The sequence below is a fragment of the Thermomicrobium sp. 4228-Ro genome, assembly GCF_026241205.1.
Taxonomy (GTDB): Bacteria; Chloroflexota; Chloroflexia; order Thermomicrobiales; family Thermomicrobiaceae; genus Thermomicrobium.
Genome location: NZ_JAPFQM010000001.1, coordinates 1662820 through 1688617 on the forward strand (window position 1 = coordinate 1662820; position 25798 = coordinate 1688617).

Here is a 25798-nt window from a genome sequence, read left to right on the forward strand (position 1 = left end):
CTGGCAACGGAGCGGGTCGCCAGCGACTGGGTCGCTCGTGTTGCGGTGTCGGTGCGGTCATCTTATACTTTACCCAGTTGCCGTCACGATCAGGCGAAATGGTTCGTTTCGACCTGTCGGGCACGAGATCACGATGGAGTTGCCGAACCGGTAGCATTCGGGGGAAACCAAGTGGAATCGAGGATCGTCGCGGCTACGCCATTCGCGGACATTCGTGAGGAAGTCAAGCGCATTCTGGAAGCCGCCGAAACGCGTGGTGTGACGCTGCGCGTGCTCGGCGGTGTCGCAGTCTACCTGCATTCACCCAGCGCGACGCACCGGGCGTTGCAGCGCACCTATCGCGATGCGGATTTCATGGGCTTGTCGGCGCAAAAGCGGGCGATCGAGTCGCTGTTCGCCGAGCTCGGGTACCAGGCGGACCGCGAGTTCAACACGCTGCACGGGCACCAGCGGCTGTTCTTCTGGGACCCGCAGCACGAGCGCCAGATCGATGTCTTCCTCGATCAGCTCCGCATGTGTCACACCCTCGATCTGCGAGGGCGGCTCGATCGAGATCGGTTAACGCTTCCGCTCGCCGATCTCTTGTTGACGAAGCTGCAGATCTGGGAAGCGAACGAGAAGGATCTGATCGACATCGTCGCGCTCCTGCACGATCATCCGCTCGGTTACGGTGACGAGGAGACGATCGATATCCGGCGCATCGTGGACGTCTTGAGTAACGACTGGGGCTGGTACCGGACAGCGAAGGAAAACGTGGAACGCGTCCGTTCGTTGATTCTCGAGCGGGAACTCCAGGAAGAGTTCGTTTCTCTCCGCCGGCTCGAGGAGCTGTGGCGTGCAGTCGAGGATGCTCCGAAGAGTCGCGCCTGGAAGCTGCGCGCCATGATCGGGGAACGCAAGCGCTGGTACGAGCTACCGGAAGAAGTACGGCATGACTGAAGGAAGCGGGAGTAGGTAGGCGAAGGATGGTGTGGTTCCGCAAGGGAAAAGATCGGGCCAGTCGGCAGCTGGCACTTTACTATACGAGTGATGTCCATGGCTCAGAGCGGTGTTTTCTGAAGTTCCTGAATGCTGCCAAGTTCTACGGTGTCGATACATTGATTCTCGGGGGTGATCTCACCGGAAAGGTTCTTGTCCCAATCGTCCAGACTGACGGCCGTTGGGAGATGACCTTCTTGGGGCGACATGAGGTGCTGAGGAGTGCGGAGGAGGTCGAAGAGGCAGAAAAGCGGATCCGGTTCAATGGCTTCTACCCCTACCGCTGCGATCCAGATGAACTGGCACGTATGGAGGCTGACCCCGCCTATGCGGAACGGATCTTCCGGCGGGTCATGCGGGAATCGGTCGAGCGCTGGGTGCGTCTCGCCGAAGAACGCCTTCGTGGTACCGGGGTACGATGCTTCGTCATGCCGGGGAATGACGACGAGTTCGAGATCGACGAGGTCTTGAACCGGAGCGACGTCGTGATCAATCCCGACGGAGCGGTCATTGAGCTCGACGGCTACCAGCTGCTCAGTCTCGCCTGGGCCAATCCGACCCCGTGGAACAGTCCGCGCGAGTTGCCGGAAGAGGAACTGGCGGCACGGATCGAGCGACTGGCACGCGAGTTGGACCCGTCCCTGCCGGTGATCTTCAACCTGCACTGCCCGCCCTATGACTCGACGCTGGATAGCGCGCCGCAGCTTCGCGAGGACCTCTCCGTCGTGATGGTGGGTGGGCAACCGAATATGGTTCCGGTCGGCAGCCGTGCGGTTCGGGAGGCGATCGAGCGCTACCAACCGGTCTTGAGTCTTCACGGACACATCCATGAGTCGCGCGGTGCCGTGCGGATCGGCCGGACCTTGTGCGTCAACCCGGGATCGGCCTACGGTGAAGGTGTCCTCCACGGGGCTCTGGTGCGTCTCGAAGACGATCGCGTGGCGAGTTACCAGCTCGTGAGTGGATAGTGGGGATGCGGGTCTTCGATCTCTCGCATACGATCGTTACGGGCTTACCGATCTTTCCGGGCGATCCGGAGGTGCGGCTCGAGCTGGCCAATGCAACCCCTCCCTGGCGCGTGACGCGTATGACGCTCGGCAGCCATTCAGGCACGCATATCGATGCACCGTCTCACTTTTTTGCCGATGGACGATCGATTACCGATTATCCTGCCGCGCGCTTCATTCTGCCGGCCATTCTGGTCCAACTTCCGGACCTCGCCGATGATGCGGCGATTCCGTTCCCCCTCTTGCGCGAATGCGTGCCTGGCTCACCGACCGGTCAGGCGGTGTTGCTCGCGACCGGCTGGGACCGCTACTGGGGGACGGATCGGTATTTTCGTCACCCCTACCTCTCCGAGGAGGCAGCGACCTGGTTGGCGGAGGCGCGAGCGGCGCTGGTCGGGATCGATGCGCTCAACGTCGATTCGACGGTGCAGGGAACCGACCATGCGCATGCCCACCTGCTCGGGGCCGATGTGTTGATCGTCGAGAACCTGCGAGGCCTCCGTACCGTGCCTCCTGGCCGCGACTATCTTTTCGTCTGTCTGCCCTTACCCCTCGAGGGAGCGGACGGTGCCCCGGTGCGGGCGGTGTTGCTGGAACGATGAGTGGTTCGAGTCACTGAGGGAAGGAGCGGAACAGTGTCGGGGAGTGGGCAGAGCTCAGGACCGCGTGTCTTCACGCGTGCAGCGACCGGCCTGGTGCGGGAGGCTGGTCTGCTGGATGCGCTCGTCTACAACGTCAACTTCATCTCGATCGGACTCATGGTCGCGCTCATGTTCCTGTACATGCCCTCGTACGGCGGCGTGAGCCTACCGCTCTCGCTCGTCCTCTGTGCCCTCCTCGCGCTGCCGACCGCCGCGACGTACGGCATGCTGGCAGCGATCATGCCGCGGAGCGGTGGGGACTATGTCTACGTCAGTCGTGTGTTAGGGCCAGCCTGGGGCATGATGTCGAACTGGAATACGACAGTCTGGTGGGTGTTGTATGGTGGGGTGCCGTCTGCATTCCTTGCGAGTTTCGGTATTGCCCCGCTCATGCGCATCATTGCTGCCTTCACCGGCAATGTGGCCGTGCTCCGTTTCGCGGACTGGGCGGCCTCGCCGACCGGCATGTTCGTGATCGGAGCACTCTTGATCCTCATCTTGACTGGCATTTTCATCCTCGGGCTGGGTGTGTATTTTCGTGTGCAGAACGTTCTCTTCGCGTTCGCCATGTTGGCGACGGTGCTCGTTGTCCTCGTTACTCTTCTGCGGTCGCCGGGTGTCCTGCAGTCCAGCCTGGCGCAACACCTCGCTGCTCTCGCTGGCCGCCCGGACATTTTGGAGGCGCTGCTTCGGGAGAGCGGCTACGAAGTACAGTCCTTCAACCTGCGGAACACTGTCATCACGATGACCTGGATCTATCTGACGATGGGCTTCAGCTTCTCCAGCGCGTACATCGGCGGTGAGGTGAAGCAAGCCAGCAAGATCCAGGTCTGGGTGATACCGGGTACGGTGATCTATGCGCTCGTCTGGGGGCTGCTCTTGGTCTGGAGCGTCACTCGGGCTGTCGGGGAGGAGCTCATCGGAGCGATCAGCACGCTCGGCGATGCCGGTGCGCCGAACGTCGGCCTGGCAGCGGCACCGCGCTTTCACGAGCTCGTTGCCCTCGGGAGCGGAAATCTTCTGCTCGCATTCCTGATCGGGTTCGGCTTCATCTTCTGGAGCTACGCCTGGCTACCTGGACAGATCTTAAATGCGTCACGGAACCTAGTGGCCTACGCGATCGACGGCTTGATGCCATCTGCCCTGGCCTGGGTGAGCCCGCGTTTCCATACCCCGGTCGTGAGTCTCGTGCTGATGGGCGGACTGTCGATCGTGTCGCTCGCGATCTATGTTTTCACGCCCTACTTCGCGACGCTCGTCGGGATCTTCGGTTTCCTCCTGACCTTCATCATGGTCTCGCTCAGCGCGGTGCTTTTGCCGTACCGTCGACCCGACCTCTTCGCAGGCTCTCCAGTAGCGTGGCGGATCGGCGGTGTGCCGGTACTCAGCATCGTCGGTGCGATATCGATCGTGGCGTGCCTGGTCATGCAGTGGGCGTACCTCAACGATCCCTACTCGGGAATCAGTCTCGACCCGAGCACGCTGCGTGAAGGGATTCTCGGATTCGGCATGTTCCTCCTGAACGTCGCGATCTTCCTCTCGGGGCTCGTCATCTACGGGATCGCCCGCTGGTGGCGGAATCGACAGGGGATCGACATCTCGCTTGCCTATCGCGAAATCCCCGTCGAGTGACGAGAGGACGAGGAGGCTGAGCGATGAGCAGTGGCGGCGGTCGCAGCCCAGTCCGGGGACCGCGGACGTTCGTTCGTGAGGCGACCGGACTCACGAAGGAACTCTCGCTGCTCGATATCTTCGTCTACAACACCAACAACCAGAATATCGGGCTCGGTGTCTTGTTCATCCTGTTGTTCGTGCCGGCCTTCTATCCTGGGGCCAGCATGCTGGCGGGAGCGCTTGTTGCCGGTCTGCTGGCGTTAGCACACGCGACGACCTATGCCTTCTTCGCAGCGGCCTTGCCGCGCAGTGGTGGCGACTACGTGTACATCAGCCGCACGCTCTCGCCGGTTCTCGGTTTCATCAGCAGTTTCAACTGGCTCGTCTGGTTGAGCGTGTACATCGGCATCCCGGCTGCCTACTTCGGTCAGTATGGGCTGTCCTCGCTGTTCCGGATGCTCGCTGCGAATGCCGAGAATCCTGAGATCATGAGGCTGGCGGATTTTTGGCAAACTCCGCTCGGCATTTTTCTCGCAGGGACGGTACTCATCGTCCTCTTCGGCATCGTCTTCGCACTCGGGACGAAGTTGTATTTTCGCATTCAGAACGCTGCCTTCCTTTTCGCGACCATCGCGGTTGCGGTTGCTGGACTCATCGCGCTCGTTACCCCGCGTGAAACGTTCCTCTTGCGTTTCGACGAGTACGTGCGTGCGGTCGGTGGTGTGGAGCATGCGTTCGCCGTAGCCCAGCTGAGCGCTGGTTACCAGACGCATCCGTTCGATGCCTATCAGACCTTCCTTTCGCTGAGCTTACCGCTCTATATCGTATTGTTCGCGATTACCTCGAGTTTCATCGGCGGGGAAGTGAAGAACGCACGCCGGGCGCAGTTCTTTGGCATGCCCGGCTCGGTGCTGTACTGCACGGCCTGGATCCTGCTGCTCGTGGCGGCATTCCAAAAGATGGTCGGCTACGGCGGTCTGGCGGTCATCGGTGCAGCGGACCCGCAAGCCTTGGGGCTGGCCTTCACACCGACCTTCATCGAGCTCGCCGGGGCAGTCGTGCACCGCAATCTGGTGCTGGTCCTGTTCCTCGGTATCGGCTTTCTGCTCTGGACGTACGTCTGGTTGCCGATCAACTATCTGGCGTCGACGCGCATCTTGCTCGCCTGGTCGTTCGATCGTCTGATGCCGGAAAAGCTCTCGTACGTGAGCCCGCGGACGCATACGCCGCTGGTGGCGATCCTGGTGGTCGGGCTGATCGGGGAGGTTTGCCTCGCGCTCTATGCCTGGCACATCGTGCTCGCGAGCATCGTCGGGATTTTCGGCTGGATTGTCTCGTTCATCTTGACCGCGATCGCGGCGATCGTGTTCCCCTACCGGCGGCGCGACGATTTCGAGTCCTCACCGGTCCGTTGGCGCTTGGCCGGGATACCGCTGATGTCGATCGTGGGAGCGCTGGCGGTCGTCAGCTTGCTGGTGTGCGAGGTCGTGTTCTGGCTCGACCCATTCGTCGGGCTCGCCCATTACCCGAACGTGCAGGTGCTGACGGTCGCTGTCTTCATCGTGGGGATGCTGGTCTACTGGCTGGCCAAGACGATTCAGGCTCGCCGGGGTATACGCGTCGAGTATGCCTTCCGAGAGATTCCGCCGGAGTGACCGGCTGCTCCGCCCGAGAGTGTCCAGTCTGTTGCCAGTACGATTGTGCAGTCGAGTACGTTCGTGGCGTTACACTTCGCGTCGTCGAGTCAGAGACGAGCAGAACACGTGTTCGGTGAATGGGGCAGCGGACGGTGACGATGGACGATCGCGAGCACATTCCCCATACCGAAATCCACCGCCTGTCGCGGCGCTTTTTGGAGGCTGCACAGGACATTCTCGTCGTCGCCCTCGTCATCGTCCTTTTCGGATTGATGATCCGGACGCTGCTCATCTTGATCGACCATCTCTTCGGGCCCTCCCTGGACTTTCGCGTCGTTATCGCTGAGGTACTGTTCATGCTCGTCATGGTCGAGCTGATGCGCTTGCTCATCGTCTACCTGGAGGAACACCGAGTAGCTGTCGATTTCATGGTCGAACTCGGCATCGTCGCCACGCTGCGCGAAGTCGTTCTCCGCGGTGTGGTCGAACTGGGCTGGGCGCAGGTGCTGGCGATCAGTGCCTTCCTGCTCACGCTCGGTGCCTTGCTCCGGTTCGGCACACTGCGAGCTCAGTTGCAAGCACGGCAAGCGCGTTGGCTCCGTGCGGAACGTCCGGGACCGGACCAGGCTGCCCGGGAAGCTGGCGAGCGGGTCCGCACCGCTACGGCGCGATCGGAGTGGACTCCGGAAGACTGACCAGCGCTGCGAGCGGGACGCGCAGTTCCCCGTTTGCGAGGCGGATGTCGACCCGCTCACCGCGCCCGAGCTGGATCTCGTACGGTGCGACTGGTGCGAGGTCTTTCCCCCGGCGCGGTTCGGGCCGGAGGACGAGCGGAGCATCAGTGCGCACGGATTGGCGCAGTGCCACCAGCGCTGCGGCGCGTCCGCAGGGATCGGCGTACTCTGCCTGCGTCGCCGCATCAACCAAACCGATACCGATGTTTCCAACGCGCAAGCAGGCTAGCAGCGCATCCTGCCGAGGGATGACCTCCAGCACGCTCTGGTTGCCGAGTGGAACGGCGAATGGTTCGTTCAGTTTCAAAAAACGGAGACCACGCGCAGTTGCCATACGTTCCAGAATCGTCCACGCAGGGTCGTCGTCTGGCGAGCCGGCGATGATGACAGAGCGCACGGCGCGGCGCTCGACAAAACCGAGAGCTCCCGTGACCTGGTCCGTATCCCACGCAGGAACGATGAGGAGCTCGTAGGGGCGTTGCCAGGGAAGCGTTGCGCGGTCGGCCAGTTCCACGCCAGCGTTCGGTACCGAACCGCCACCGAGTACGATGACGCGACCATCGAACAGCAGGACCGTGCTCAGCGTGCTCCCAGTACTCCCGACGACGAGACGCTGACCGGTCTGGTGGTGAACGAGGAAGAGACTCGTGAGGAGTCCGAGGATGAGTCCGCTGAGCAGCTGTGCGGGGGCACGCTGGCTGCGCACGGTTTCGCCTCACTGCGAACCGTTCTGCTGCTTCTGATAGAAGGCGATATCGATGGGTGAGCCACGCGGCACCCAGCTGTTCCACTGGAGCGTTGCACTGACGACGCCCCCGTCTGGAAACTGCGCGCAGTCGAACGACGGGAAAGTGGCGGTGATCTGGGTGCAGGTCATCGGGGTAACATTGCGGACGACGAGGCCAGCTCGCTCCAGTTCGATGACCGCTTGCTGGTACGGCTTGCTGTACATGTCCGGAACGCGCACGCGGTCACCGACACTGACATAGACCTTGACGGTGCCACCGTTGCGTACCTGCTCGGCGGGTTCGGTCCGGATGACGTAGCCTTCCGGAACGGTCCGGCTTCCCTCTTCGACCTTCTCCACGGTGACCGGCAGCCCCTGGAGTTGTTGCAGGACCTCGGTGTACGGTTTCCCAGCCAACCCGATCAGGGTGATCCACTCCGGCCCCTTACTGACCCACACCCGTACGGTGCTGCCTCTTTCGGCGAGTGTGCCCGGAGGCGGATCCTGCCGGACGATCGTTCCCGCCGGGACAACGTTATCGAACACTTCTTCCACCTGGAGTTGGAAATCGCCAGCCGCGGCCACTGCTTCGGCCTGCCGGAGGGTCGAGTTGACGAGATCAGGGACACGGGCCATTTCGGGTGTCGGCGTCGGGCTCGGTGTCGGTTCGGTCGTCGGAGTCGGGACGCTGGTCGGTGTGGCTGGTGGACTCGGTGTCTCGGCGATCGTCGGGCTGGGCACGATAGCCACAGTGGTCGGGGAGGGATGCGGGCGATCGTCGATGCCCGTCAGAGCGCCGAGATCGACCAGCTGGAATGCGAGCACGACCAGCGCAACGATGCCCACGAGAATTGCGCTTCCCACGAGCCAGGTCGCGCAGCCGATGTCGCCGGCCCGGCTGACTGCTGCGGGCGGTGGTGGCGTACTGCGCGCCCGTGCGCGGCCGGCTGGGACACGCGGCGGCACGCCACCGCGCGGCGGTGCTGGTGTGCTTCCCGCTCCGTGTTGACGCCAGTGGGCGAGCGCGTGCGCCAGTGCACCGGCCGTCGGAAAGCGCTGGCGGGGATCTTTGGCCAACGCGCGCAGGATGATCGCTTCGACCGCCGGTGGGATGTTCGGATTGAACTGTCGTGGCGACGGCGGGGCTTCGTGGACATGCTGCAGAGCGAGGCCGATGGGATTATCAGCGTCGAAGGGGAGGTGCCCGGTCAGCATTTCGTAGAGGACCACACCGAGCGCGTAGATGTCCGAAGCCGGTGTGGCTGGCTCTCCGCGCGCCTGCTCCGGCGAGACATAGTGGACCGTGCCCATCCCGAAGCCCGCTTCGGTGAGGCTTACATCGGTCAGCCCCTTTGCGATCCCGAAGTCGGTCACTTTGACGAAGCCCCGTTCGTCGACGAGGATATTTTGCGGTTTGATGTCCCGGTGCACGAGGCCGTGCTGGTGCGCGTAATCGAGGGCAGCAGCGACCTGGCGGACGATGTGGATCGCCTCGTCGAGCGAGAAGGGCGCGTGTTCGAGGATCAGTCGCTTCAGTGTCTTGCCTGGGACGTACTCCATAACGATATAGCGGGTACCGTCGTCGCGGCCAACGTCGTACACGCTCACGATGTTCGGGTGACTGAGACGGGCGGCCGCTTGCGCTTCGCGTTCGAAGCGCCGGAGGAAGCTCGCATCCGCTGCGAACTGGCCACGCAGCACCTTGATCGCGACAGGACGATCGAGGACGAGATCGTAACCGCGGTAGACGACGGCCATCCCGCCCTCGCCGATCGGTTCGTCGAGTCGATAGCGGCCGTTCAAGACGCGTGTTTGCACTCAGCTCGCCTCTCTACGCACTCGCACAGCGCGATGGTCGGGCCAGCCCTTCCTCACGGGGTTATCCTACTACGTGCCCCTGCGAGCGTTCTGGATTCTGACGGATACGCTCAGGCAGAGTGGGCCCTCGCCGTCAACTCTGCCGGCCCTCACTGTGGCAAGATGGAGCGCGAAGCGAGGCGGAGGGGACGGTTCGATGGGACCCTCGATGCACTGCCGGCTCGGTGAAGCGCTCACGGAGCGAATCGGAAACACCCCGCTCTTCTGTTTGCAACGGCTCCCAGCGGAGTATGGTGTTGCCGACGGTGTTCAGCTGCTCGTGAAAGCGGAGTGGTACAACCCGGGGGGCTCCGTCAAGGATCGAGCAGCATTCCGCATCGTTCAGGAGGCGTTTCGTTCGGGGGCGCTCGGTAACGGCAAGCGCCTGCTCGATGCCACGTCGGGGAACACCGGTATCGCCTATGCGATGCTCGGGGCGGCGTGGGGCTTCGGGGTAACGCTCGTCGTGCCGGCGAGTATCGGCGAGGAGCGACGGGCTATCCTCCAAGCCTACGGTGCTGAGCTGATTTTCAGCGACCCCTACGAGGGGACGGATGGCGCGATACGGCTGGCGCGGCAGCTGGCGGCCGCGCATCCCGATCGGTACTACTACGCCGACCAATACAGTAACCCGGCCAACTGGCTTGCACACTACGATGGGACGGGAGTCGAAATCTTGGAGCAGACGCGTGGGCAAGTGACGCATTTCGTCGCTGGCCTGGGAACGACCGGAACGATGATGGGCACCGGGCGTCGCCTCAAGGAGGCGAACCCGAGCGTGGTCTTGGTCGGCGTTCAACCCGACGATCCCTTTCACGGGCTGGAGGGTTTGAAACACTTGTCGACTGCTCTCGTTCCAGCGACCTATGATCCGTCACTGATCGACCGCATGGAGTTCGTCGATACCGAGGAAGCGTACCGACTGGCGCGCGATCTCGCGCGGATCGAAGGACTGCTTGTCGGCCCTTCGGCGGCAGCAGCGGTCGTTGCGGCGTTACGCGTCGCACAGGAACTCGAATACGGCGTGATCGTCGCGATCCTGCCAGATAGCGGGCTCAAGTATCTCAGTACACCACTCTGGCATCCAGACCGAGCTTGACGGCACACTGGGGACAGAAGGGAGTGAGAGACGATGGCGGTGACGATCTTGATACCAGCACCGCTCCGGCGGTTCACCGAAGATCGAGCAGCGGTGCAGGTGGACGCCAAGACGGTTGGCGAAGCGCTGGCCAAACTAGACGAACTGTATCCCGGCCTCCGCGAACGGATCTGCGAGCCGGATGGTCGCGTCCGCCGATTTGTCAGTGTCTTCGTGAACGGGAAAGATATCCGTTCATTGCAGGGAATCGATACGCCCCTCAACGATGGGGACGAGGTCGGCATCATTCCGGCGATGGCGGGTGGACGGTGATCCGTATTCCACGCGAGCAGTACGACGCGATCATCGCTCATGCGCGGCGCGAGGCTCCCCGTGAGGCCTGTGGGCTCGTCGCGGGTCACCGCGACCGGGTCGAACGGGTCTATCCAGTCGCGAACCGGGCTGAGTTCGCAGTCGAATTCTTCGCTGAACGGGGACTCATTCCGCCCGGCCGGGATTACCGGCCGGATGCTCCCGGATCGATCGCGGTGGAGCGCTTCTTCATGGATCCGGAAGAGCAGTTCCGCGTGTTGCGCGAAATCGAAGCGAGCGGGCTCGAGCACCTGGGAAGCTATCACTCGCATCCAGCGACCGAGGCCTATCCATCGCGGACAGACGTGGAGATGGCTGCCTTCTGGCCGGGGATGCTTCTTCTGATCTGCTCGCTGGCCGATCCCGATCGGCCGGTCGTGCGCGCTTTCCGCGTCATCGATGGACGTGTCGAGGAAGAGCCGGTCGTCGTCGAAGAGTGATCGACAGGTGGCCAGACGGAGCAGAGGGGCCACGGCTCGAGCCGTGGCCCCTCTTTTCGGAAGTTCCTGTTCCCGAGGGCTTCAGTCGGCGACGCTGCGGCTGACCGGCAGGATGCAGCTCTGCTGGTAATCGATCTGGCCGATCGTCTCCACGGTGAGCGTCGAGTTGGGGCCGCAGGCTGCGCACTCCGGATCGCGCTCGACGTGGAGTTCGCGGAAAGTAGCCGACAGGGCGTCGTACAGGAGGACGCGGCCGATGAGCGGCTCGCCCAGACCGAGCAGGAGCTTGATGGCCTCGGTCGCCTGCAGGACGCCGATGACGCCCGGGAGCACACCGAGCACACCGGCCTGGTCGCAGCTCGGCGCCAGCTCGGGCGGCGGCGGCTCCGGATAGAGGCACCGGTAGCACGGCCCCTCGCCCGGCTTGTAGACCGTCACCTGGCCGTCGAACCGGAAGATGCTCCCGTCGACAACCGGCTTCCCGAGCAGCACCGCGGCATCGTTGACCAAGTACCGTGTCGGGAAATTGTCGGCTCCATTCACGATCACGTCGTAGTCTCGGATCACGTCGAGGATCGTCTGACTGCTCAACCAGACATCGTGAGTGATAACTTTGACGTCCGGGTTGAGGGCCTCGATCGTCTCGCGGGCCGACTCGGTCTTCGGTCGTCCGACGCGATCGGTCGTGTGGATGATCTGCCGCTGTAGGTTGCTGAGGTCGACCACGTCGGCGTCCACGATGCCGATCGTCCCGACCCCCGCTGCGGCCAGGTACAGTGCTGCTGGCGAGCCGAGCCCTCCCGCCCCGATGATGAGCACCTTCGAGTCGAGCAGGCGTGCCTGGCCCTCCTCACCGACCTCCGGAATCAGGAAGTGCCGGCTGTAGCGCTGGAGTTGCTCGCGCGTCCACTGGCGCGGTGTCACGAACGGGTAACCAGCGTGCTTCCAGGCACTGAAGCCGCCGGCGACCGAGTAGACGTTCTGGTATCCCAGTTCCTGGAGCGCCTTCGCGGCGAACGCCGAGCGAACGCCACCGGCGCAGTAGACGTAGACGGGTGTCGACTTGTCCGGCACCTCTTCCTCGATACGGAGCTCGAGGTAACCGCGCGGAATGAAGATCGCGCCGGGGATGTATCCCTGCTCCCACTCCTCGCGTTCGCGCACGTCGACGATCACCGGACGACGACCAGCTCGGAGCTGCTCGTAGACCTGATGGACGTCGACCTCGCGAATCGCTCGCTTGATTTCCTGAAAGAGTTGTTCGTACCTTCTCGCCATCGATCGGTCCTCCGCGATAGGCTCGTGCACTGGCTGGCAGTGTTGCCTGAGCCAACGACAGCTCGATTGTACCCTAGAGGGGTACGAGATGTTCATGGCGAAAAGGATGAGCGATGGCAGGCGAGCGTGTCAACCGAGTGACCGATCATGGCTGCTTCGGATGTGGTGAGCGCAATCCGATCGGGCTCAAGTTGGCCTTCTATCGGGAGGAGGAGGGCGTCGAGGCCTCCTTCACGCCGCAACCGGAGCACGAGGGATACATCGGTCTCGTCCACGGCGGGATCCTCGCGACGCTGCTCGACGAGGCGATGAGCTGGGCGGTGATCAGCACGGCCGGGCGGCTGATGGTGACGGCCCACCTGTCGATCGCTTTCCGCCGGCCAGTTGCGGTCGGTCAGCAACTCCGTCTCCGTGGTTGGGTCGAGCGGTCGGAGCGTCGGCTCGTGCGGGCCCGTGCGGAAATCCGCGATGCTGTCCAGGGAACCCTACTGGCCGAAGCGGAGGGAACTTTCCTCCCTGTCGCTGCGGACCGTGAGAAGTCGTGGCGGGAGCAGTATATCCGGTCGGCCACGGCAGACAGCGAGTGAGAGCTCGTTCGGGCTACCCCTTCGGCAAGAGCGGTGGCGATGTCTCTGTCGTCTGGAGCGTGAAGTTCACGCTCACGGACTGCCAGTCCGGCTCGTACGGTGCAGCGAGGATCGGTCGCAGACCAGCGTGCTCGAGTCGGCTCGCGATCGCTTCTGCCGCGGTGCGCTCCGGGCACCAGGTGAAGATCGCCGGTCCAGCTCCGCTCGGCCAGGCCCAACGGGCTCCAGCGGCGGCGAAAGCCTCGAGCGTGCGTTGGACTTCGTGGAACGCTGAAAGCGGACGCAAGAAGACGTTGCGAACGAGCCTCGGATCGAGCCCGAGCCCGGCGCGCAGTCGCCCGGCCTGGCGGAGAGTGGCAGAACCATCACTGTAATCGGCTGGCGTGAGCGCGGCATACAGGCGGCGCGTCTTGCTGCCGAGCGTCAGTTCTGGTACTACCAGGACGAACCAGCCGTCCGGCGACGGGAGTGGCTCGAGTTCGGTTCCGCGCCCGCGCGCCAGTGCGGTTCCGCCGTCCAGAAAGAACGGAACATCGCTCCCGAGCTGGTGTGCGGTTTCTTCGACCAGCTGGCGTGGCACCCCGGCGCGCAGGAGGATACCCAGTAGCGTCCCAGCATCGCTCGATCCACCGCCCAGCCCCGCCGCGACCGGTATCCGCTTGCTGAGGCGAAGACGGGCCGTGAGTTCGACACCGCGCTGCCGGAGCAGATGCAGTGCGCGAGCGACCAGATCGTCGCTGAGCGAAGCGGGTGGCTGGTAGTCGCAGACATCGGCAGGATCGAAGCAGAGTTCGTCGCAGAGATCGATCGTCTGGAGAATGGTCACGATGTCGTGGTAGCCGTCCGGGCGTCGACCGAGTACTTCGAGACCGAGATTCAACTTGGCTGGCGCAGGTACCGAAACTGGTGCACGGGGAACGACGCGCCAGGATATCATCGGAGTTCCTCTCGAAATGCCCGGTACAGGCGAAGCCACTCGTCCAGGGTCAGCGTTTCGGCACGCCGGGTCGGTTCGATGCCGGCCGAGACCAGGAGTGCCCGGACGCGTTCTTTGTCGAGCCCCAGCTCACTGGCGAGAGCGTTCACCAGCTGCTTGCGTCGCTGCGCGAATCCCGCCTGCACGAGGCGAAAGAAACGCGGCCACTCCTCGCGCGCCAGAGGTGGCTCTCGTGGTTCGAGAACGACGACGGCACTTTCGACTTTCGGCGGTGGTGTGAAGGCTCCCGGCCCGACCCGGAAGGCGATCCGGGGCCGAGCGAAGAACTGGACCAGCACGCTCAGGAAGCTCATGTCGGGCGGTATCGCCACCATGCGCTCGGCGACCTCCCGTTGCACCATCACGACCAGGCGGGTCGGAGGATGCGCGGCCGTGAGCAGTCGTTCGAGAATCGGGGTGGCGACGTTGTAGGGTAGGTTCGCGACGACGACATAGGGCGCTCCACGCGTAACGTCAGCGAAATCGATCCGAAGGGCGTCGCCGTGCAGCACAGTGACGTTGGAGCTGCGAAACCGCTCCGCGAGGAAGGCAGCGAGCTTGTCATCGAGTTCGATCGCGATCACACGCCCGGCGTGGCGAGCCAGTGCTTCCGTCAGGATACCCAGCCCGGGGCCGATTTCGACGACGAGCGAGTCGGGACTCAGGTCGGCGGATGCGACGATGCGCTGGACGATCGAGCGATCGTGCAGGAAATGCTGGCCGAGCGCCTTGCGTGGTCGGATGCCGAGTTCGGCGAGGGTGGCCCGCAGCTGACCACGTGGGGATCGTGCAGCGGGGTGGCTATCCAGCGAGTTCGGCGACGACGTCGACACCGGAACCCTCGTCGACGAAACCGATTCGCCAGAGTGGTTCACCCGCTTCGCGGAATGCCTGCTCGATCGATGACGCGCGTTCGGCTGGGACAGTGAAGAGCAGGCCACCTGAGGTGACCGGATCGAAGAGGAGATCCCAGAGAACGGTCGGGATTCCCCGGCCACGGCGGACGACGGCGTCCGGCCCCTCGGCGTAGAAGGCGCGATTGCGCTGCGCGCCACCAGGCAGGCGCCCGGCCCGAGCGTACAGTTCGGCTCCTTCGAGGATGGGCACGGTTCGGGCGGCAATCACCAGCCGGACACCACTCTTCAGCGCGATGTCGCTGGCATGCCCAGCGAGACCGAACCCGGTCACGTCGGTGCAAGCGCGGATCCCGTGTGCGACCAGGAGACGGCTCGCCGTCCGGTTGAGCCGGAGCATCCAGGCGACTGCCTCCTCGACGTGGGATGGCTCGGCGACTCCGGCTTTGAGCGCAGTGGTGATCGCGCCGGTGCCGATCGGTTTGGTGAGGTACAGGAGTTCGCCCGGACGAGCTGCACGCTTGGCGAGGATACGGTCGGGTTCGACGCGCCCGGTCACGACCAGTCCGTACTTGGGCTCGTCGTCCGTCACCGTATGCCCTCCAGCGATCACGACACCGGCTTCCCGGGCCTTGTCGAGTCCACCACGGAAAACCTCGGTCAGTAGTTCCAGGGGGAGATCGTTCGGCCAGGCGGCGATGTTGAGCGCCAGGAACGGCTCGCCGCCCATCGCGTAGACGTCGCTCAGCGCGTTGGCCGCAGCGATCGCGCCGTAGGTGTAGGGATCGTCCACGACGGGTGGGAAGAAATCGAGCGTCTGGACGAGTGCGAGTCCGTCGTCGACGAGGTACACTGCGGCATCGTCGCTCGCCTGGAGGCCGACGAGCAACCGGGGATCGCTCTGGAACTCGAGCGGGCGCAGCACCTGCGCCAATGCCGCTGGAGCGAGCTTTCCTGCTCAACCAGCGCAGCTGGCAAGTGCTGTCAACCGAATCGCCTCACGCCGGTCGGTCATCACCGCACCTCTTCCGACACTCTGGCGGCAATAGTACTCCGGCGTCGACTCTTCGGCGAGTTCGCTCGGGGTGCAGCCTCTCCTGTGCGACAATCTGCGCGAAGGGGAGGACAGGTATGGGTGGGATCAGTACGGACGAACTCGTGTCGATCGCGCTCGAGATGGCGGGGATGCGCAAGCTTCCCGCCGACAGCGAGGTGTACGTCCGAGGAGAAGGAATCGAACGGCTATTGGTCGCACTCGATGTCGGAACAGCCGAGCTCCTTCTGGCACGGGAGCTCGGGTGTGACGGTGTGCTGGCCCATCATCCGGCTGGTGGGCGAGCAGTCTTGCGTTTCCCCGAGGTACTCACGCGACATGTGGAACTGATGGTCGAGCACGGCGTCGACCCGACAGCGGCGAAAGCTGCGCTGCAGCCGCTCGTCTCGCGCGCCGTCCTGCGGGCGCACGCGGCGAACTACGACCAGGTGCCGGCGGTGGCGCGTGCGCTCGGCTTGCCGTTCCTGAATCTGCACTTACCGCTCGACGAGATCGGTCGGCGGATCATGGTGGAAGCGATCGAGCGCTACCGTTCGCAACTCGACCGCGAGTGCACGGTGCAAGACGTGATCGACGCGCTGCGCACGCTTCCCGAGTTCGCGGAGGCGGACACCTCGATCATGGTGCCGGTCGGCGCGATCGATCGCCCGGCGCGCCGGATCGCCGTCGTGCACGGAGCGGGAACCAACGGTGGCGCGCCGGTCGCACAGGCATATTTCGCGCACGGGGTCGATACCGTTATCTATCTCCACCTGGCGCCCGAGGAAGCGGAACGCCTCCGCTTCGACGCAGTAGGCACCGTCATCGTGGTCGGTCACCTCGCCGGCGACCGGGTGGGCATCAACCGGTACCTGGCTGAAGTGGCGCGGCGCGGTGTCGAGATCGTTCGGCTCGGCATCTAGCCGCCGAACACCTTGGCGATCCGGTCGAGTGCGCGTTCGAGCAACTCGTCGGCGGTCGCGAAGCTGAGCCGGATACAGCTCGCCCCGGACTCGCCGAAGGCGTCACCGGGCGTGACACCGACGTGCGCCTCGTCGATCAGCTTCTGCGCCACTTCCTGGCCGGAGAGCCCGGTGCCGCTCACATCTGGGAAAGCGTAGAATGCGCCTTCCGGTAATGGGCAGTGGAAACCAGGAATCGCGTTGAGCCGTTCGGTTACGAACCGACGTCTCCGATCCCAGGCCGCTACCATTTCAGCGATCGCGTCCTGTGGCCCTTCCAGCGCAGCAACACCACCCCACTGGGCGAAGGAGGTGGCGCAGGTCGCCGAGTGGCTGTGCACTTTCATGATTTGCTTGATCAGCGGCGCCGGCCCAGCGACGTACCCCAGACGCCAACCCGTCATCGCGTAGGCCTTGGAGAACCCGTTCACGGTGAGCGTCCGCTCGGCCATGCCTGGGAAAGCAGCGAGACTGAGATGCTCGCGGCCGTCGTAGATGATCTTCTCGTAGATCTCGTCGGAAATGACGAGCAGGTCATGCTCCCGGGCGACGGCGACGATCGTTTCCGCTTCCTCCCGGGTCAGCACCCGACCGGTCGGATTGTTCGGGCTATTGACGATCATCACCCGAGTCTGTGGCGTCAGCACCGCCTCGATGGCCTCGCGGGTGATGCGATAGTTCTCCTTCGGCTGGAGTGGGACATGCAGGCAGCGTGCGCCGGCCATGATGACCATCGGCTCGTAGGAGACCCAGCCGGGATCGAACATGAGCACCTCGTCGCCGGGGCCGACGAGGGCGAGGATCGACACGAACAGCGCCGCCTTGCCGCCCGGCGTGACGATGATCTCATCCGCGCTGACCTGGACACCGTTCTCTACCTGCAACTTGCGAGCGATCGCGCGGCGCAATTCCGGAATACCCGCACTCGCGACGTAATGTGTCTCGCCGCGGAACATCGCGTCGGCGGCAGCCTGGCAGATATGCTTCGGGGTCGGAAAGTCGGGATCGCCACCGCCGAGATCGATGACGTCGATACCCTGCTGGCGCAGGGCACGGGCGCGGTCACTCACAGCCAGCGTGGGCGACGGGCGCAACTGACGGACTCGCTCGGCGACACGGTACTGCAGCACGGTTCCTCCTCTCCGCAGGCGTACGCTCCGCTCGTGCCGATTATGCCGCCTGCGAGTGTTTATCGTCCTGACATGACTCGACGCAAACAGTCATCGTTGACCCCTTGAAAAGTGGTGCGCGCCTGAGTACGATACTTGGCGGTTAGCACTCTCGGCGTGCGAGTGCTAACCGGTCGGACAGGGAGACCGCTAAGCGATGCGGAGGAGGGACGGACATGACGGCGACGACGACCAAAATCCGGCCGCTGGGTGATCGGGTCGTGGTGAAGCCGATCCAGAAGGAAGAGGTTACCAAGAGCGGGATCGTCCTTCCGGATACGGCGAAGGAGAAGCCGCAGCGTGGACAGGTGGTCGCGGTCGGGCCAGGGCGGCTGACCGATGACGGGAAGCGCCTGCCGATGGAGGTGAAGGTGGGCGATGAGGTGCTGTTCGCCAAGTACGCCGGCACCGAGCTCAAGATCGATGACGAGGAATATCTGATCCTGAGCGAGAAGGATATTCTTGCCATTTTGAGCGAATAAGTCTCAGCGTCGGTACGGTGAGCGGTCGATCGTTCGGAACAGGAGGGGAACTATGCCGGCGAAGATGATCCGCTTCCATGAGCAGGCACGGCAGTCGTTGAAAGAAGGCGTCGACATTCTCGCGAATGCGGTGAAGACGACGCTCGGGCCGAAGGGGCGCAACGTGGCGCTGGACAAGAAGTACGGCGCTCCGACGGTCAGCCACGACGGTGTGACGGTCGCCAAGGAGATCGAGCTCGAGGACCCGTTCGCCAACATGGGTGCGCAGCTCCTGAAGGAGGCTGCGACCAAGACCAACGACGTGGCCGGTGACGGGACGACGACAGCGACGGTTCTCGCCCAGGCGATCGTCCACGAGGGGCTCCGCAACGTCGCGGCCGGTGCTAACCCGATGCTGCTCAAGCGCGGTATCGAGCTGGCGACCAAGGCCGTGGTCGAGCGGCTGAAGTCGATGGCTAAGGAGGTCCGTGGCCGCGAGGATATCGCGCACGTGGCGACGATTTCGGCGGCTGACCCGGAGATCGGGAACCTGATCGCCGAGGTCATGGAGAAGGTCGGGAAGGACGGTGTCATCACCGTCGAAGAGTCGAAGGGCCTGGCCTTCGAGGTCGAATACACCGAAGGTATGGAGATCGACCGCGGCTACATCTCCCCGTACTTCGTAACCAACCCCGAGCGGATGGAGGCCGTGGTCGAGGAACCGTTCATCCTCATCACCGATAAGAAGGTCTCCGCGGTTTCCGACATCCTGCCGATCCTCGAGAAGGCCCTCCAGGTGAGCAAGAACTTCGTGATCATCGCGGAGGACGTCGAGGGCGAGGCGCTGGCGACGCTGGTGGTCAACAAGCTGCGCGGAACGCTCAACGCGCTCGCGGTCAAGGCACCGGGCTTCGGTGATCGCCGCAAGGAGATGCTCCGCGACATCGCGATCCTGACCGGTGGTACGGTGATCTCCGAGGAACTCGGTCGCAAGCTCGAAACGGCTCGCCTCGAGGATCTCGGTCGCGCCCGCCGTGTCGTCGCGACCAAGGACAAGACGACGATCGTCGAAGGGTACGGTCGCGAGGAGGACATCAAGGCGCGGATCGAGCAGATCAAGGCCCAGATCGAGCAGACGACCAGCGACTTCGATCGCGAGAAGCTGCAGGAGCGGCTGGCCAAGCTGGCCGGCGGTGTCGCCGTCATCAAGGTCGGTGCGGCGACCGAAGTCGAGCTGAAGGAGAAGAAGCACCGCGTCGAGGACGCCTTGAGCGCGACCCGCGCCGCGGTCGAAGAGGGTATCGTGCCGGGTGGTGGTGTGGCGCTCCTCAACGCGATCTCCGCGCTCGACGAGGTGCAGGCCGAGGGTGACATCAAGACCGGCGTGATGATCGTCAAGCGGGCGCTGGAGGAGCCGCTCCGCGGTATCGTCGAGAACGCAGGTCTCGACGGCTCGGTCGTGATCGAGACGGTGCGACGGCTCCAGAAGGAGCAGAACAACCCGAACATCGGGTACGACGTCATCCGCGAGGAGTACGGTGACCTCCTCGAGTGGGGTGTCATCGACCCGGTGAAGGTGACCCGCTCGGCGGTCGAGAACGCGGCTTCGGTGGCGGCGATGATCCTCACGACCGAGGCGCTGATCACCGAGAAGCCGGAGAAGGAGAAGACGCCGGCGCCGAGCATGGAGTACTGAGCGCTGCTCCGACGCGAACGCTCGGCCGGGGATGCTGCCCAGCATCCCCGGTTTTTTGTTCCCGCTCCCTCCGGGCCGAGTACACTGCAGCCGGTCAGGCGGTGTGGGATGCCTGGCAGGAGAGGGCGATGGGTGAGGCGCTGACGGACTCGACCGAGCTGACCGGCGGTCGCCTCCGCGTTGTCCGTCTCGGGCTCTTCGACAGGGCCTACGCACGGAACCGGACGACGGCAGCAGCGTTGCTCGCGGCCGGGGCGCAGGTTGCCGACCTGCACGTGCCGGTGGTCGAGGGGATCGGCGACCGGCTGCAGCCCGCGCGAGCGACGCGGGCACTCGCGCAGCTGGGCCGGCGGATCGTGGCTGGAGAGGCGAGGCTCCTGGTGCGTGCAGTACCAGCACTGGCGCGGGCCGATCTCGCCTTGATCGGGTATCCCGGCCAGTGGGATGCTGTTCTGTGGTCACCGCTCGCCCGGCGAGCCGGTTGCACGGTGTTGTTCGATCCGCTCGTCTCCCTGACCGAGACGTTCATCGAAGATCGTCGTCTGCTCTCTCCCGGTTCGTGGCGGGCGCGCCTGGTGCGCTGGCTCGACCGGCGTGCCTTTCGCGCCGTCGATGTCATCCTCGCCGATACGCCCCAACAGGCGGCTTATTGGGCAGCTTTGGCGGGACTCCCGCTCGATCGGTTTCTCGTCGTCCCGGTGGGGGCTGACGAGGAAGTATTCGATCCCGCGCGCCGGGCGGCGACCCCGTGCGACAAGTCCGGCCCGTTGCGCGTTCTCTTTTACGGAACGTATAGCCCCCTGCACGGGGCGGAAACGATCGTCGAGGCGGTGCATCGACTGGAACGAGCTGGGGAGCAGATCGCACTGGTCATGATCGGGACTGGGCAGTGCGAGGCGGCGGTGCGACGACGGGCTGGCGAACTCGGCTTGGCGCAGGTGACCTTCATTCCGTGGGTTCCTGAAACGGAACTCCCAGGCTGGATCGCCTGGGCCGATATCGTCCTCGGGATCTTCGGCGGGACTGCCAAGGCTGCTCGAGTGGTGCCGAACAAGGTGTATCAAGCGATGGCGATGGGTGCGACGATCGTCACCCGCGATAGCCCGGCACTGCGCTGGCTGGCGGCAGGAGAGCCGTGCGCGGTACTGGTACCGCCGGGTGACAGCGAGGCGTTGGCCGGAGCGATGCGCTCGCTCCGATCGCGGGACGTGCGTGATCGGATCGGCCGGACAGCACGCCGGGTATTCGAGCAGCGGGCCTCGACGCGGGCGCGCGCACGTGCCTTGCGGCCGCTCTTCGAGCGCATCGAACGGCAACAGCGCAGTACGCGGCGGCGTGTACCGTGAGGGCGGGGCAGCATCGGTCGCGAGCCTGGCGACTAGCCGCTGGTGTCGCGATCCTGGCGCTATTGCTGTGGCGCTTGGGGCCGGCCGAACTCGGCCGTGCGCTCGGTGCGATGCCGGTGTCCGTCTTGCTTCCCGCTGCGGCTCTGGCGACACTGCTGCCACTCTGTCATGCCTGGCGGTGGCGTCGGTTGCTGGAAATCGCTGACCAGCGGGTTCCGTTGCTCGAAGCGATCCGTGTTACGGTGGCAGCATCTGCCGCCAACTACCTCGTCCCCGCGTTCGGTTGGGCACCGGCGAAGGTCGTCGCGACTCGGCAATGGTTGGGTATCGGGGTGCGGCGAGCGTTGCCGACCCTGGTGATCGAGCAAGCGCTCGATCTCGCGGTGCTCGCAAGCTGCGCGTTGGTCGGCTTCTGGCAGATCCGGCCGACCGTAGTCGTACCGATCACTCTCGTGTCGTTCCGCACGCGTTCCGTGCTCGGTATGCTCGTGCTGGCTGGAGTGGCCGGAGCCGGCCTGGCCGCCGCCCTCTCCGCACGTGTTCGGAAGTTCGGTCTCGAGGTGGTAACGGTCGGTTATGGAGTCCTGCGGGAGACCTGGCGCGACCCGGTCGTCTGGCTCGCGACTGTAGGTCGTTGGGGTGTTGAATTGCTCGTGCTGGCATGGCTCGTCGCCGCTGCCCGGCTTCCGGTCGACTGGGGCGGGCTGTTCGTCTTGCTCGGTGGCCCGGGGATCGTCGGCGCGCTCTCGCCGATCCCAGGCGGTCTCGGTATCCGCGAGGCGACCGGTGTGCTGCTGGCCCGCTGGCTCGGTTGGGATCCCGTCGTGGTCGGGGCGGTTCTGGCCTGGCAACGCCTCGTCACCTTGACCGGATTGGGAGCGGCCGGGGTGGTGACCAGCATCGCGCGGAGAATCCGACAGTGAAGCGCTGGTCGGGACTTCCATCGAAATGGCGAACCGCAACGTTCGACCCGGTCATGGTGGGGATCTGGAGTGTCGGGCTCGCGATTCGCCTCATCTTCCTGCCGGTGACCTTCCACAGCGACCTCTATCAGGTCTACTCGCGCGCTGCTCTCGCGGTGACGAGCGGCGACTGGTTCGCCTGGAACTCGCAGCTCGTCGCGCAGCTGGTTCACACCGCATGGTTCGCGTTCGTCCGCCTGCTGCTTCCAGCGAGCGGTGATCTCTGGTCTCCCACCGCTGGCGTGGCGGGACTGGGTGCCCAGCCCGCCGATATCGAGCGGTTTCTCGCGTATCGGTATCTGGCCCGCGCGCTGGTCCTGCTCAAACTCCCGTACCTTCTGGGTGACGCGCTGACTGGCTGGCTCCTGCTGCGACTGGCACCGGGTGGGCCGCGCCGCTGGCTCCTCGCGCTCTGGTGGTTGAACCCGATCGTCATCTACACCAGTGCGCTCTTCGGCCGGCACGAGACGATCTGGATCGCGTTGCTGGTCGCTGGCTGCCTCGCCGCTTCGCGCCAGCGTCGCTGGCTCGGTTTCCTGCTGAGTGCACTGGCTGCGGTCGCGCGCTTTTTCCCGGCGTTCGTCTTACCCTTCTATATCGTGTCGCTCCGCCGATCGTGGCGTCAGGTGCTCCTCGTGCTCGGTGCCACGACTACTGTGTGGTCGCTCATCGACCTCTTCTTCGTCGTTCGCTCCGGGAGGAGCCCCACGCTCACCTTGCTCGGCGATTACCCGCACGTGCGCTATCTCGTGGCGCTCGCTGTCCCGGTCGGTGACGACACACCGCTGGCACTCTTCCCGTTGCTCTACGTGCTGGCTCTCTGCTACTGGATCGCACGGGCACCGCTCGGCGTCGACGCCTACCGTGCGATCGCTGGTGCGCTCCTGTGCACCGTCGTCGCGCTCATTCCGGTCCATCCCCAGTATGTCGTGTGGGCGATACCGTTCGCTGTGCCGGTGCTGGCACGGAACGGGAGCGGCCGAGTCATCGCGGGGTTGCAGGCCGGTCTGTTCGTGCTCTGGCTGCTCCGCTGGGGAGCGAGCGTGACGACCGAGCTCTTCCTTCCGCTCGGACAGTCGTTCGTCGCGACGTTGCCCGATCCGCAGCTCGTCGCGGCGGCGCTGATCCCGCCTGCTGTGTGGCAGCCGGTCGTGCGCGCAGCGTTCACCGGAGTGACGCTCTGGATCGGCTGGCTGGTTCTCGAAGAGGGAGTGCTCGACCCATCCGCTCGGCGGGAGCGGCAAGGTGAGCTCGTCGGAGGACGCCGATGACGCACATCCGGCTGTGCCTGCTGCTCGTCACGGTGCTCGTCCTGACTACTGGTTGTCGCGTGCCGGCGGCGCTCGTCGCGTCCTTGCCACCGACCGTGAGTACCCTGACCGTTCGGACGACACTCGAGCAGCCGTTCTACTCGGCAGCCGATGGGCTGACGGCGGTGGCGGTGCGGTTGAATCTTCCAACCAGTTTCGGCCCCAACGAGCGTCCGTCGCTCGGCGGTGGGGCGATCCTGCGGGTCTTCTACGCGCCTGAGGTCGATCCGCGCTATCCCGACAACGATTTCTACGCCTGGCCGGCGACGCAGGGCTGGATCGGCGAACTCCTGCCGAGCCGCGTCGTCGAGCAGACGTTTCTGTCCCGGTATCCCGGTCTCGACGGTATCACGGTCCGTGTCGGAACATTCGGTGCAGACGTCGGTACGGGAATCGGCCGCCTGCGCGAGGATCTGACAGCGCTCGTCCGGGAAGCACCGATCGCTGGTCGCGAGCTCGCGAGTCTTGCCGGGGGCAGCTCCGTCGAAGTGCTCGGGAGCCGGGAAGGCTGGATTCGCGTGCGGCTCGCCGATGGCCGCGAGGGGTATATCGACCGGAGTGCCTTCGCGTACCTCCCCGAGCCCGTGCGAAAGAACGAAGGAACACTCGTCCTGCGGCTCTACGACGAGCGGACCGGTGCTTTGCTGCGTGAGTCGCGACTGGACGTATCTACTCTGACCGACGAGAGCCACGTCACGTTCCGGTTCGAGCCGATTGCGGACTCCTACCGTGAGACCTACCGGTTCACGATCGAAGCCGTCGGCTCCTCGCCCGGCCATGCGGTCACCCTCTGGGGTGATCCGACGAGCGGTGACCTGGTCTTCCGGCCCAGCTATGCGCCGATGATGCTGGCGGAAGCCCCTCTCGATACGGGCCGCTGGTCGGGGGTGGAAGGGACGCTCGAGGTTCGCTTCGCGCCGATCCGGCCGACACGCGATACCTACCTGCGGATCGTCATTCAAGCGGGTGACCGTCCCCTCATCGTGCACTGGTCGAACGTGCGCCCACCTGGGAACCTGCCGCTCGTCAGTCAAGATGACCCGGGCATTTGGGGTGGGGTCGTGTTCAACGCCCGGTACGCTCAAGATCTGCCGATTCTGCGGATCGGCCACGACGCGCTTTTCCGGGCGGCCCGGCTCCTTTCTCGTGATGTGCCCCTGCTGGTGGGGTATTTCGTGGTGCTGAGTCTCGTTCTCGCCGCCATTGTCTGGAGCTGGAGGTACGGTGGTCGTCGAACGGTCGCGTCGTGAGTGTGTCCTCTGTGGGACAGCGTTCATGGGGCGGAGCTTCCTGTGTCCTTCGTGTAGTGCTCGCTACCGTCGCCAGCGTCCGGATCGTGTCCTCCGCCGTCGCTTCTACGAGGCGGTCGACCGACAGTACCCGGGCTGGGCGAACACGTATGGCAGCTACAATCCACCGTTCGGCTTGCTTCGGGTGCTCGACCGTCTCCCGCGCTCGCTCCGGATTCTGGAGCTCGGTTGTGGGGGTGGGGCGCTCTTGCGTGATCTCGCCGCGCGCGGTTTCATCCACCTGGTCGGCCTGGACCTCGCGCAGACAGCGCTCGCCGAAGCGAGACGACGCGGAACACCTGCGCGTCTCGTCCTGGCTGAAGCCGAGTCCCTGCCGTTCGCGGCTGAGACGTTCGATCTCGTCATCGCGGCCGATCTCATCGAGCACGTGGACGATCTGGACGCGCACCTCACTGAGGTAGCGCGTGTCCTGCGGTCAGGCGGGCTGTATCTCGTGAAGACACCGAACCGTCCGCTGGCTGAGCTCTATTACCGGCTCGCTGGACTGGACGACTACCCGTTCTGGCACCCGTCGATGCTCTCGCCACGCGAGTTGCGTCAGCTGTTCGCTCGTCACGGCTTCACGGTCCGTTTCGTCGCGCAACCACGCCTGACTCCGGCACAGCTGCGGAAAGTGCCGACACGGATGCTCCGCTTCTTGGCGGCGCGACTCCCGATCGGCAATCTGCCTGTTCTGCTGCGACCGCATCTCGAGGTGGTGGCAACGCGCTGGTAGCGTTCGGTACGGGCTGCTTTTTGTCGCGCGCTGAGGCACACTCGTGTTATCTGC

25 protein-coding genes are annotated in these 25798 nt (G+C 64.5%); 18 read left to right on the forward strand and 7 right to left on the reverse strand.

Translation table 11 applies throughout. The features are described 5' to 3' along the window. Positions 1-171: 171 nt before the first annotated feature. From OO015_RS07850 to OO015_RS07875, 6 genes are all read left to right on the forward strand, one after another. Positions 172-939, forward strand: coding sequence for a hypothetical protein (locus OO015_RS07850; RefSeq protein ID WP_265940676.1), 768 nt, complete (start codon positions 172-174; stop codon positions 937-939). Between the two features lie 26 nt (positions 940-965). Continuing rightward, a complete protein-coding gene (locus OO015_RS07855; protein ID WP_265940677.1) occupies positions 966-1946 on the forward strand; it encodes a metallophosphoesterase family protein in 981 nt (326 codons plus the stop codon). 5 nt (positions 1947-1951) lie between these two features. Next, the gene (locus OO015_RS07860) at positions 1952-2587 is read left to right on the forward strand and encodes a cyclase family protein (RefSeq protein ID WP_265940678.1); all 636 of its coding nucleotides are present in this window, start codon (positions 1952-1954) and stop codon (positions 2585-2587) included. A 33-nt stretch (positions 2588-2620) separates the two neighbouring features. Continuing rightward, a complete protein-coding gene (locus OO015_RS07865) occupies positions 2621-4258 on the forward strand; it encodes an APC family permease (protein ID WP_265940679.1) in 1638 nt (545 codons plus the stop codon). Between the two features lie 23 nt (positions 4259-4281). Next, on the forward strand, positions 4282-5895 hold the full coding sequence (locus tag OO015_RS07870) for an APC family permease (RefSeq protein ID WP_265940680.1): 1614 nt from the start codon (positions 4282-4284) through the stop codon (positions 5893-5895). A 119-nt stretch (positions 5896-6014) separates the two neighbouring features. Next, positions 6015-6572 carry a phosphate-starvation-inducible PsiE family protein gene (locus tag OO015_RS07875; protein WP_265940681.1) on the forward strand — a complete coding sequence of 186 codons (558 nt, stop codon included), beginning with the start codon at positions 6015-6017 and terminating at the stop codon, positions 6570-6572. Here OO015_RS07875 and OO015_RS07880 read toward each other — a convergent pair. Together OO015_RS07880 and OO015_RS07885 are read right to left on the reverse strand one after the other, a co-directional pair. Continuing rightward, positions 6538-7317 carry a hypothetical protein gene (locus OO015_RS07880; protein ID WP_265940682.1) on the reverse strand — a complete coding sequence of 260 codons (780 nt, stop codon included), beginning with the start codon at positions 7315-7317 and terminating at the stop codon, positions 6538-6540. The genes OO015_RS07875 and OO015_RS07880 overlap by 35 nt on opposite strands. A gap of 9 nt (positions 7318-7326) precedes the next feature. Continuing rightward, complete coding sequence (locus OO015_RS07885) at positions 7327-9156, reverse strand: protein kinase domain-containing protein (RefSeq protein ID WP_265940683.1); 1830 nt, start codon at positions 9154-9156, stop codon at positions 7327-7329. Positions 9157-9352: 196 nt separating this feature from the next. On the opposite strand from OO015_RS07885, the gene OO015_RS07890 reads away from it, so the two are divergent. From OO015_RS07890 to OO015_RS07900, 3 genes are read left to right on the forward strand one after another with little or no spacing between them, the layout of a single operon-like run. Beyond that, a complete protein-coding gene (locus OO015_RS07890; RefSeq protein WP_265940684.1) occupies positions 9353-10294 on the forward strand; it encodes a PLP-dependent cysteine synthase family protein in 942 nt (313 codons plus the stop codon). 33 nt (positions 10295-10327) lie between these two features. Then, positions 10328-10606: a ubiquitin-like small modifier protein 1 gene (locus tag OO015_RS07895; protein ID WP_265940685.1), complete on the forward strand. Its 279-nt coding sequence runs from the start codon at positions 10328-10330 to the stop codon at positions 10604-10606. After that, a complete protein-coding gene (locus OO015_RS07900) occupies positions 10603-11085 on the forward strand; it encodes a M67 family metallopeptidase (RefSeq protein WP_265940686.1) in 483 nt (160 codons plus the stop codon). The genes OO015_RS07895 and OO015_RS07900 overlap by 4 nt, the downstream gene beginning before the upstream one ends. Before the next feature lie 81 nt (positions 11086-11166). On the opposite strand, the gene moeB is transcribed toward OO015_RS07900, so the two are convergent. Next, positions 11167-12363, reverse strand: a complete 1197-nt coding sequence (gene moeB, locus OO015_RS07905; protein WP_265940687.1) for a molybdopterin-synthase adenylyltransferase MoeB — start codon at positions 12361-12363, stop codon at positions 11167-11169. A gap of 113 nt (positions 12364-12476) precedes the next feature. On the opposite strand from moeB, the gene OO015_RS07910 reads away from it, so the two are divergent. Then, entirely contained in the window at positions 12477-12950 is a 474-nt protein-coding gene (locus OO015_RS07910) for a PaaI family thioesterase (protein ID WP_265940688.1), read from the forward strand. A gap of 13 nt (positions 12951-12963) precedes the next feature. On the opposite strand, the gene ispE is transcribed toward OO015_RS07910, so the two are convergent. Genes ispE through selD form a run of 3 tightly spaced genes read right to left on the reverse strand, consistent with a single transcriptional unit; the run spans position 12964 to position 15795 of the window. Continuing rightward, positions 12964-13887, reverse strand: a complete 924-nt coding sequence (gene ispE / locus OO015_RS07915; RefSeq protein ID WP_265940689.1) for a 4-(cytidine 5'-diphospho)-2-C-methyl-D-erythritol kinase — start codon at positions 13885-13887, stop codon at positions 12964-12966. After that, positions 13884-14759, reverse strand: a complete 876-nt coding sequence (gene rsmA, locus OO015_RS07920; RefSeq protein ID WP_265940690.1) for a 16S rRNA (adenine(1518)-N(6)/adenine(1519)-N(6))-dimethyltransferase RsmA — start codon at positions 14757-14759, stop codon at positions 13884-13886. Before rsmA ends, ispE begins: the two co-directional genes overlap by 4 nt. Next, the gene (selD, locus tag OO015_RS07925) at positions 14728-15795 is read right to left on the reverse strand and encodes a selenide, water dikinase SelD (RefSeq protein ID WP_265940691.1); all 1068 of its coding nucleotides are present in this window, start codon (positions 15793-15795) and stop codon (positions 14728-14730) included. Before selD ends, rsmA begins: the two co-directional genes overlap by 32 nt. 116 nt (positions 15796-15911) lie before the next feature. Here selD and OO015_RS07930 point away from each other — a divergent pair, with 116 nt between their 5' ends. Continuing rightward, positions 15912-16736, forward strand: coding sequence for a Nif3-like dinuclear metal center hexameric protein (locus OO015_RS07930; protein WP_265940692.1), 825 nt, complete (start codon positions 15912-15914; stop codon positions 16734-16736). Here OO015_RS07930 and OO015_RS07935 read toward each other — a convergent pair. Further along, positions 16733-17905 carry a pyridoxal phosphate-dependent aminotransferase gene (locus tag OO015_RS07935; protein WP_265940693.1) on the reverse strand — a complete coding sequence of 391 codons (1173 nt, stop codon included), beginning with the start codon at positions 17903-17905 and terminating at the stop codon, positions 16733-16735. The two genes, OO015_RS07930 and OO015_RS07935, sit on opposite strands and share 4 nt — an antisense overlap. Before the next feature lie 215 nt (positions 17906-18120). Here OO015_RS07935 and groES point away from each other — a divergent pair, with 215 nt between their 5' ends. From groES to OO015_RS07970, 7 genes are all read left to right on the forward strand, one after another. Next, the gene (gene groES, locus OO015_RS07940) at positions 18121-18426 is read left to right on the forward strand and encodes a co-chaperone GroES (RefSeq protein WP_265940694.1); all 306 of its coding nucleotides are present in this window, start codon (positions 18121-18123) and stop codon (positions 18424-18426) included. Positions 18427-18478: 52 nt separating this feature from the next. Continuing rightward, positions 18479-20101 (forward strand): chaperonin GroEL, encoded by a 1623-nt coding sequence (gene groL / locus OO015_RS07945; protein WP_265940695.1) that lies wholly within the window; start codon positions 18479-18481, stop codon positions 20099-20101. Positions 20102-20229: 128 nt separating this feature from the next. After that, positions 20230-21447, forward strand: coding sequence for a glycosyltransferase (locus OO015_RS07950; RefSeq protein ID WP_265940696.1), 1218 nt, complete (start codon positions 20230-20232; stop codon positions 21445-21447). Next, the gene (locus OO015_RS07955; RefSeq protein ID WP_265940697.1) at positions 21444-22370 is read left to right on the forward strand and encodes a lysylphosphatidylglycerol synthase transmembrane domain-containing protein; all 927 of its coding nucleotides are present in this window, start codon (positions 21444-21446) and stop codon (positions 22368-22370) included. The genes OO015_RS07950 and OO015_RS07955 overlap by 4 nt, the downstream gene beginning before the upstream one ends. Then, positions 22367-23680, forward strand: a complete 1314-nt coding sequence (locus OO015_RS07960) for a hypothetical protein (RefSeq protein ID WP_265940698.1) — start codon at positions 22367-22369, stop codon at positions 23678-23680. Before OO015_RS07955 ends, OO015_RS07960 begins: the two co-directional genes overlap by 4 nt. Further along, a complete protein-coding gene (locus tag OO015_RS07965) occupies positions 23677-24969 on the forward strand; it encodes an SH3 domain-containing protein (protein ID WP_265940699.1) in 1293 nt (430 codons plus the stop codon). Before OO015_RS07960 ends, OO015_RS07965 begins: the two co-directional genes overlap by 4 nt. Then, positions 24944-25744, forward strand: a complete 801-nt coding sequence (locus OO015_RS07970) for a class I SAM-dependent methyltransferase (protein ID WP_265940700.1) — start codon at positions 24944-24946, stop codon at positions 25742-25744. Before OO015_RS07965 ends, OO015_RS07970 begins: the two co-directional genes overlap by 26 nt. Positions 25745-25798 lie beyond the last annotated feature (54 nt).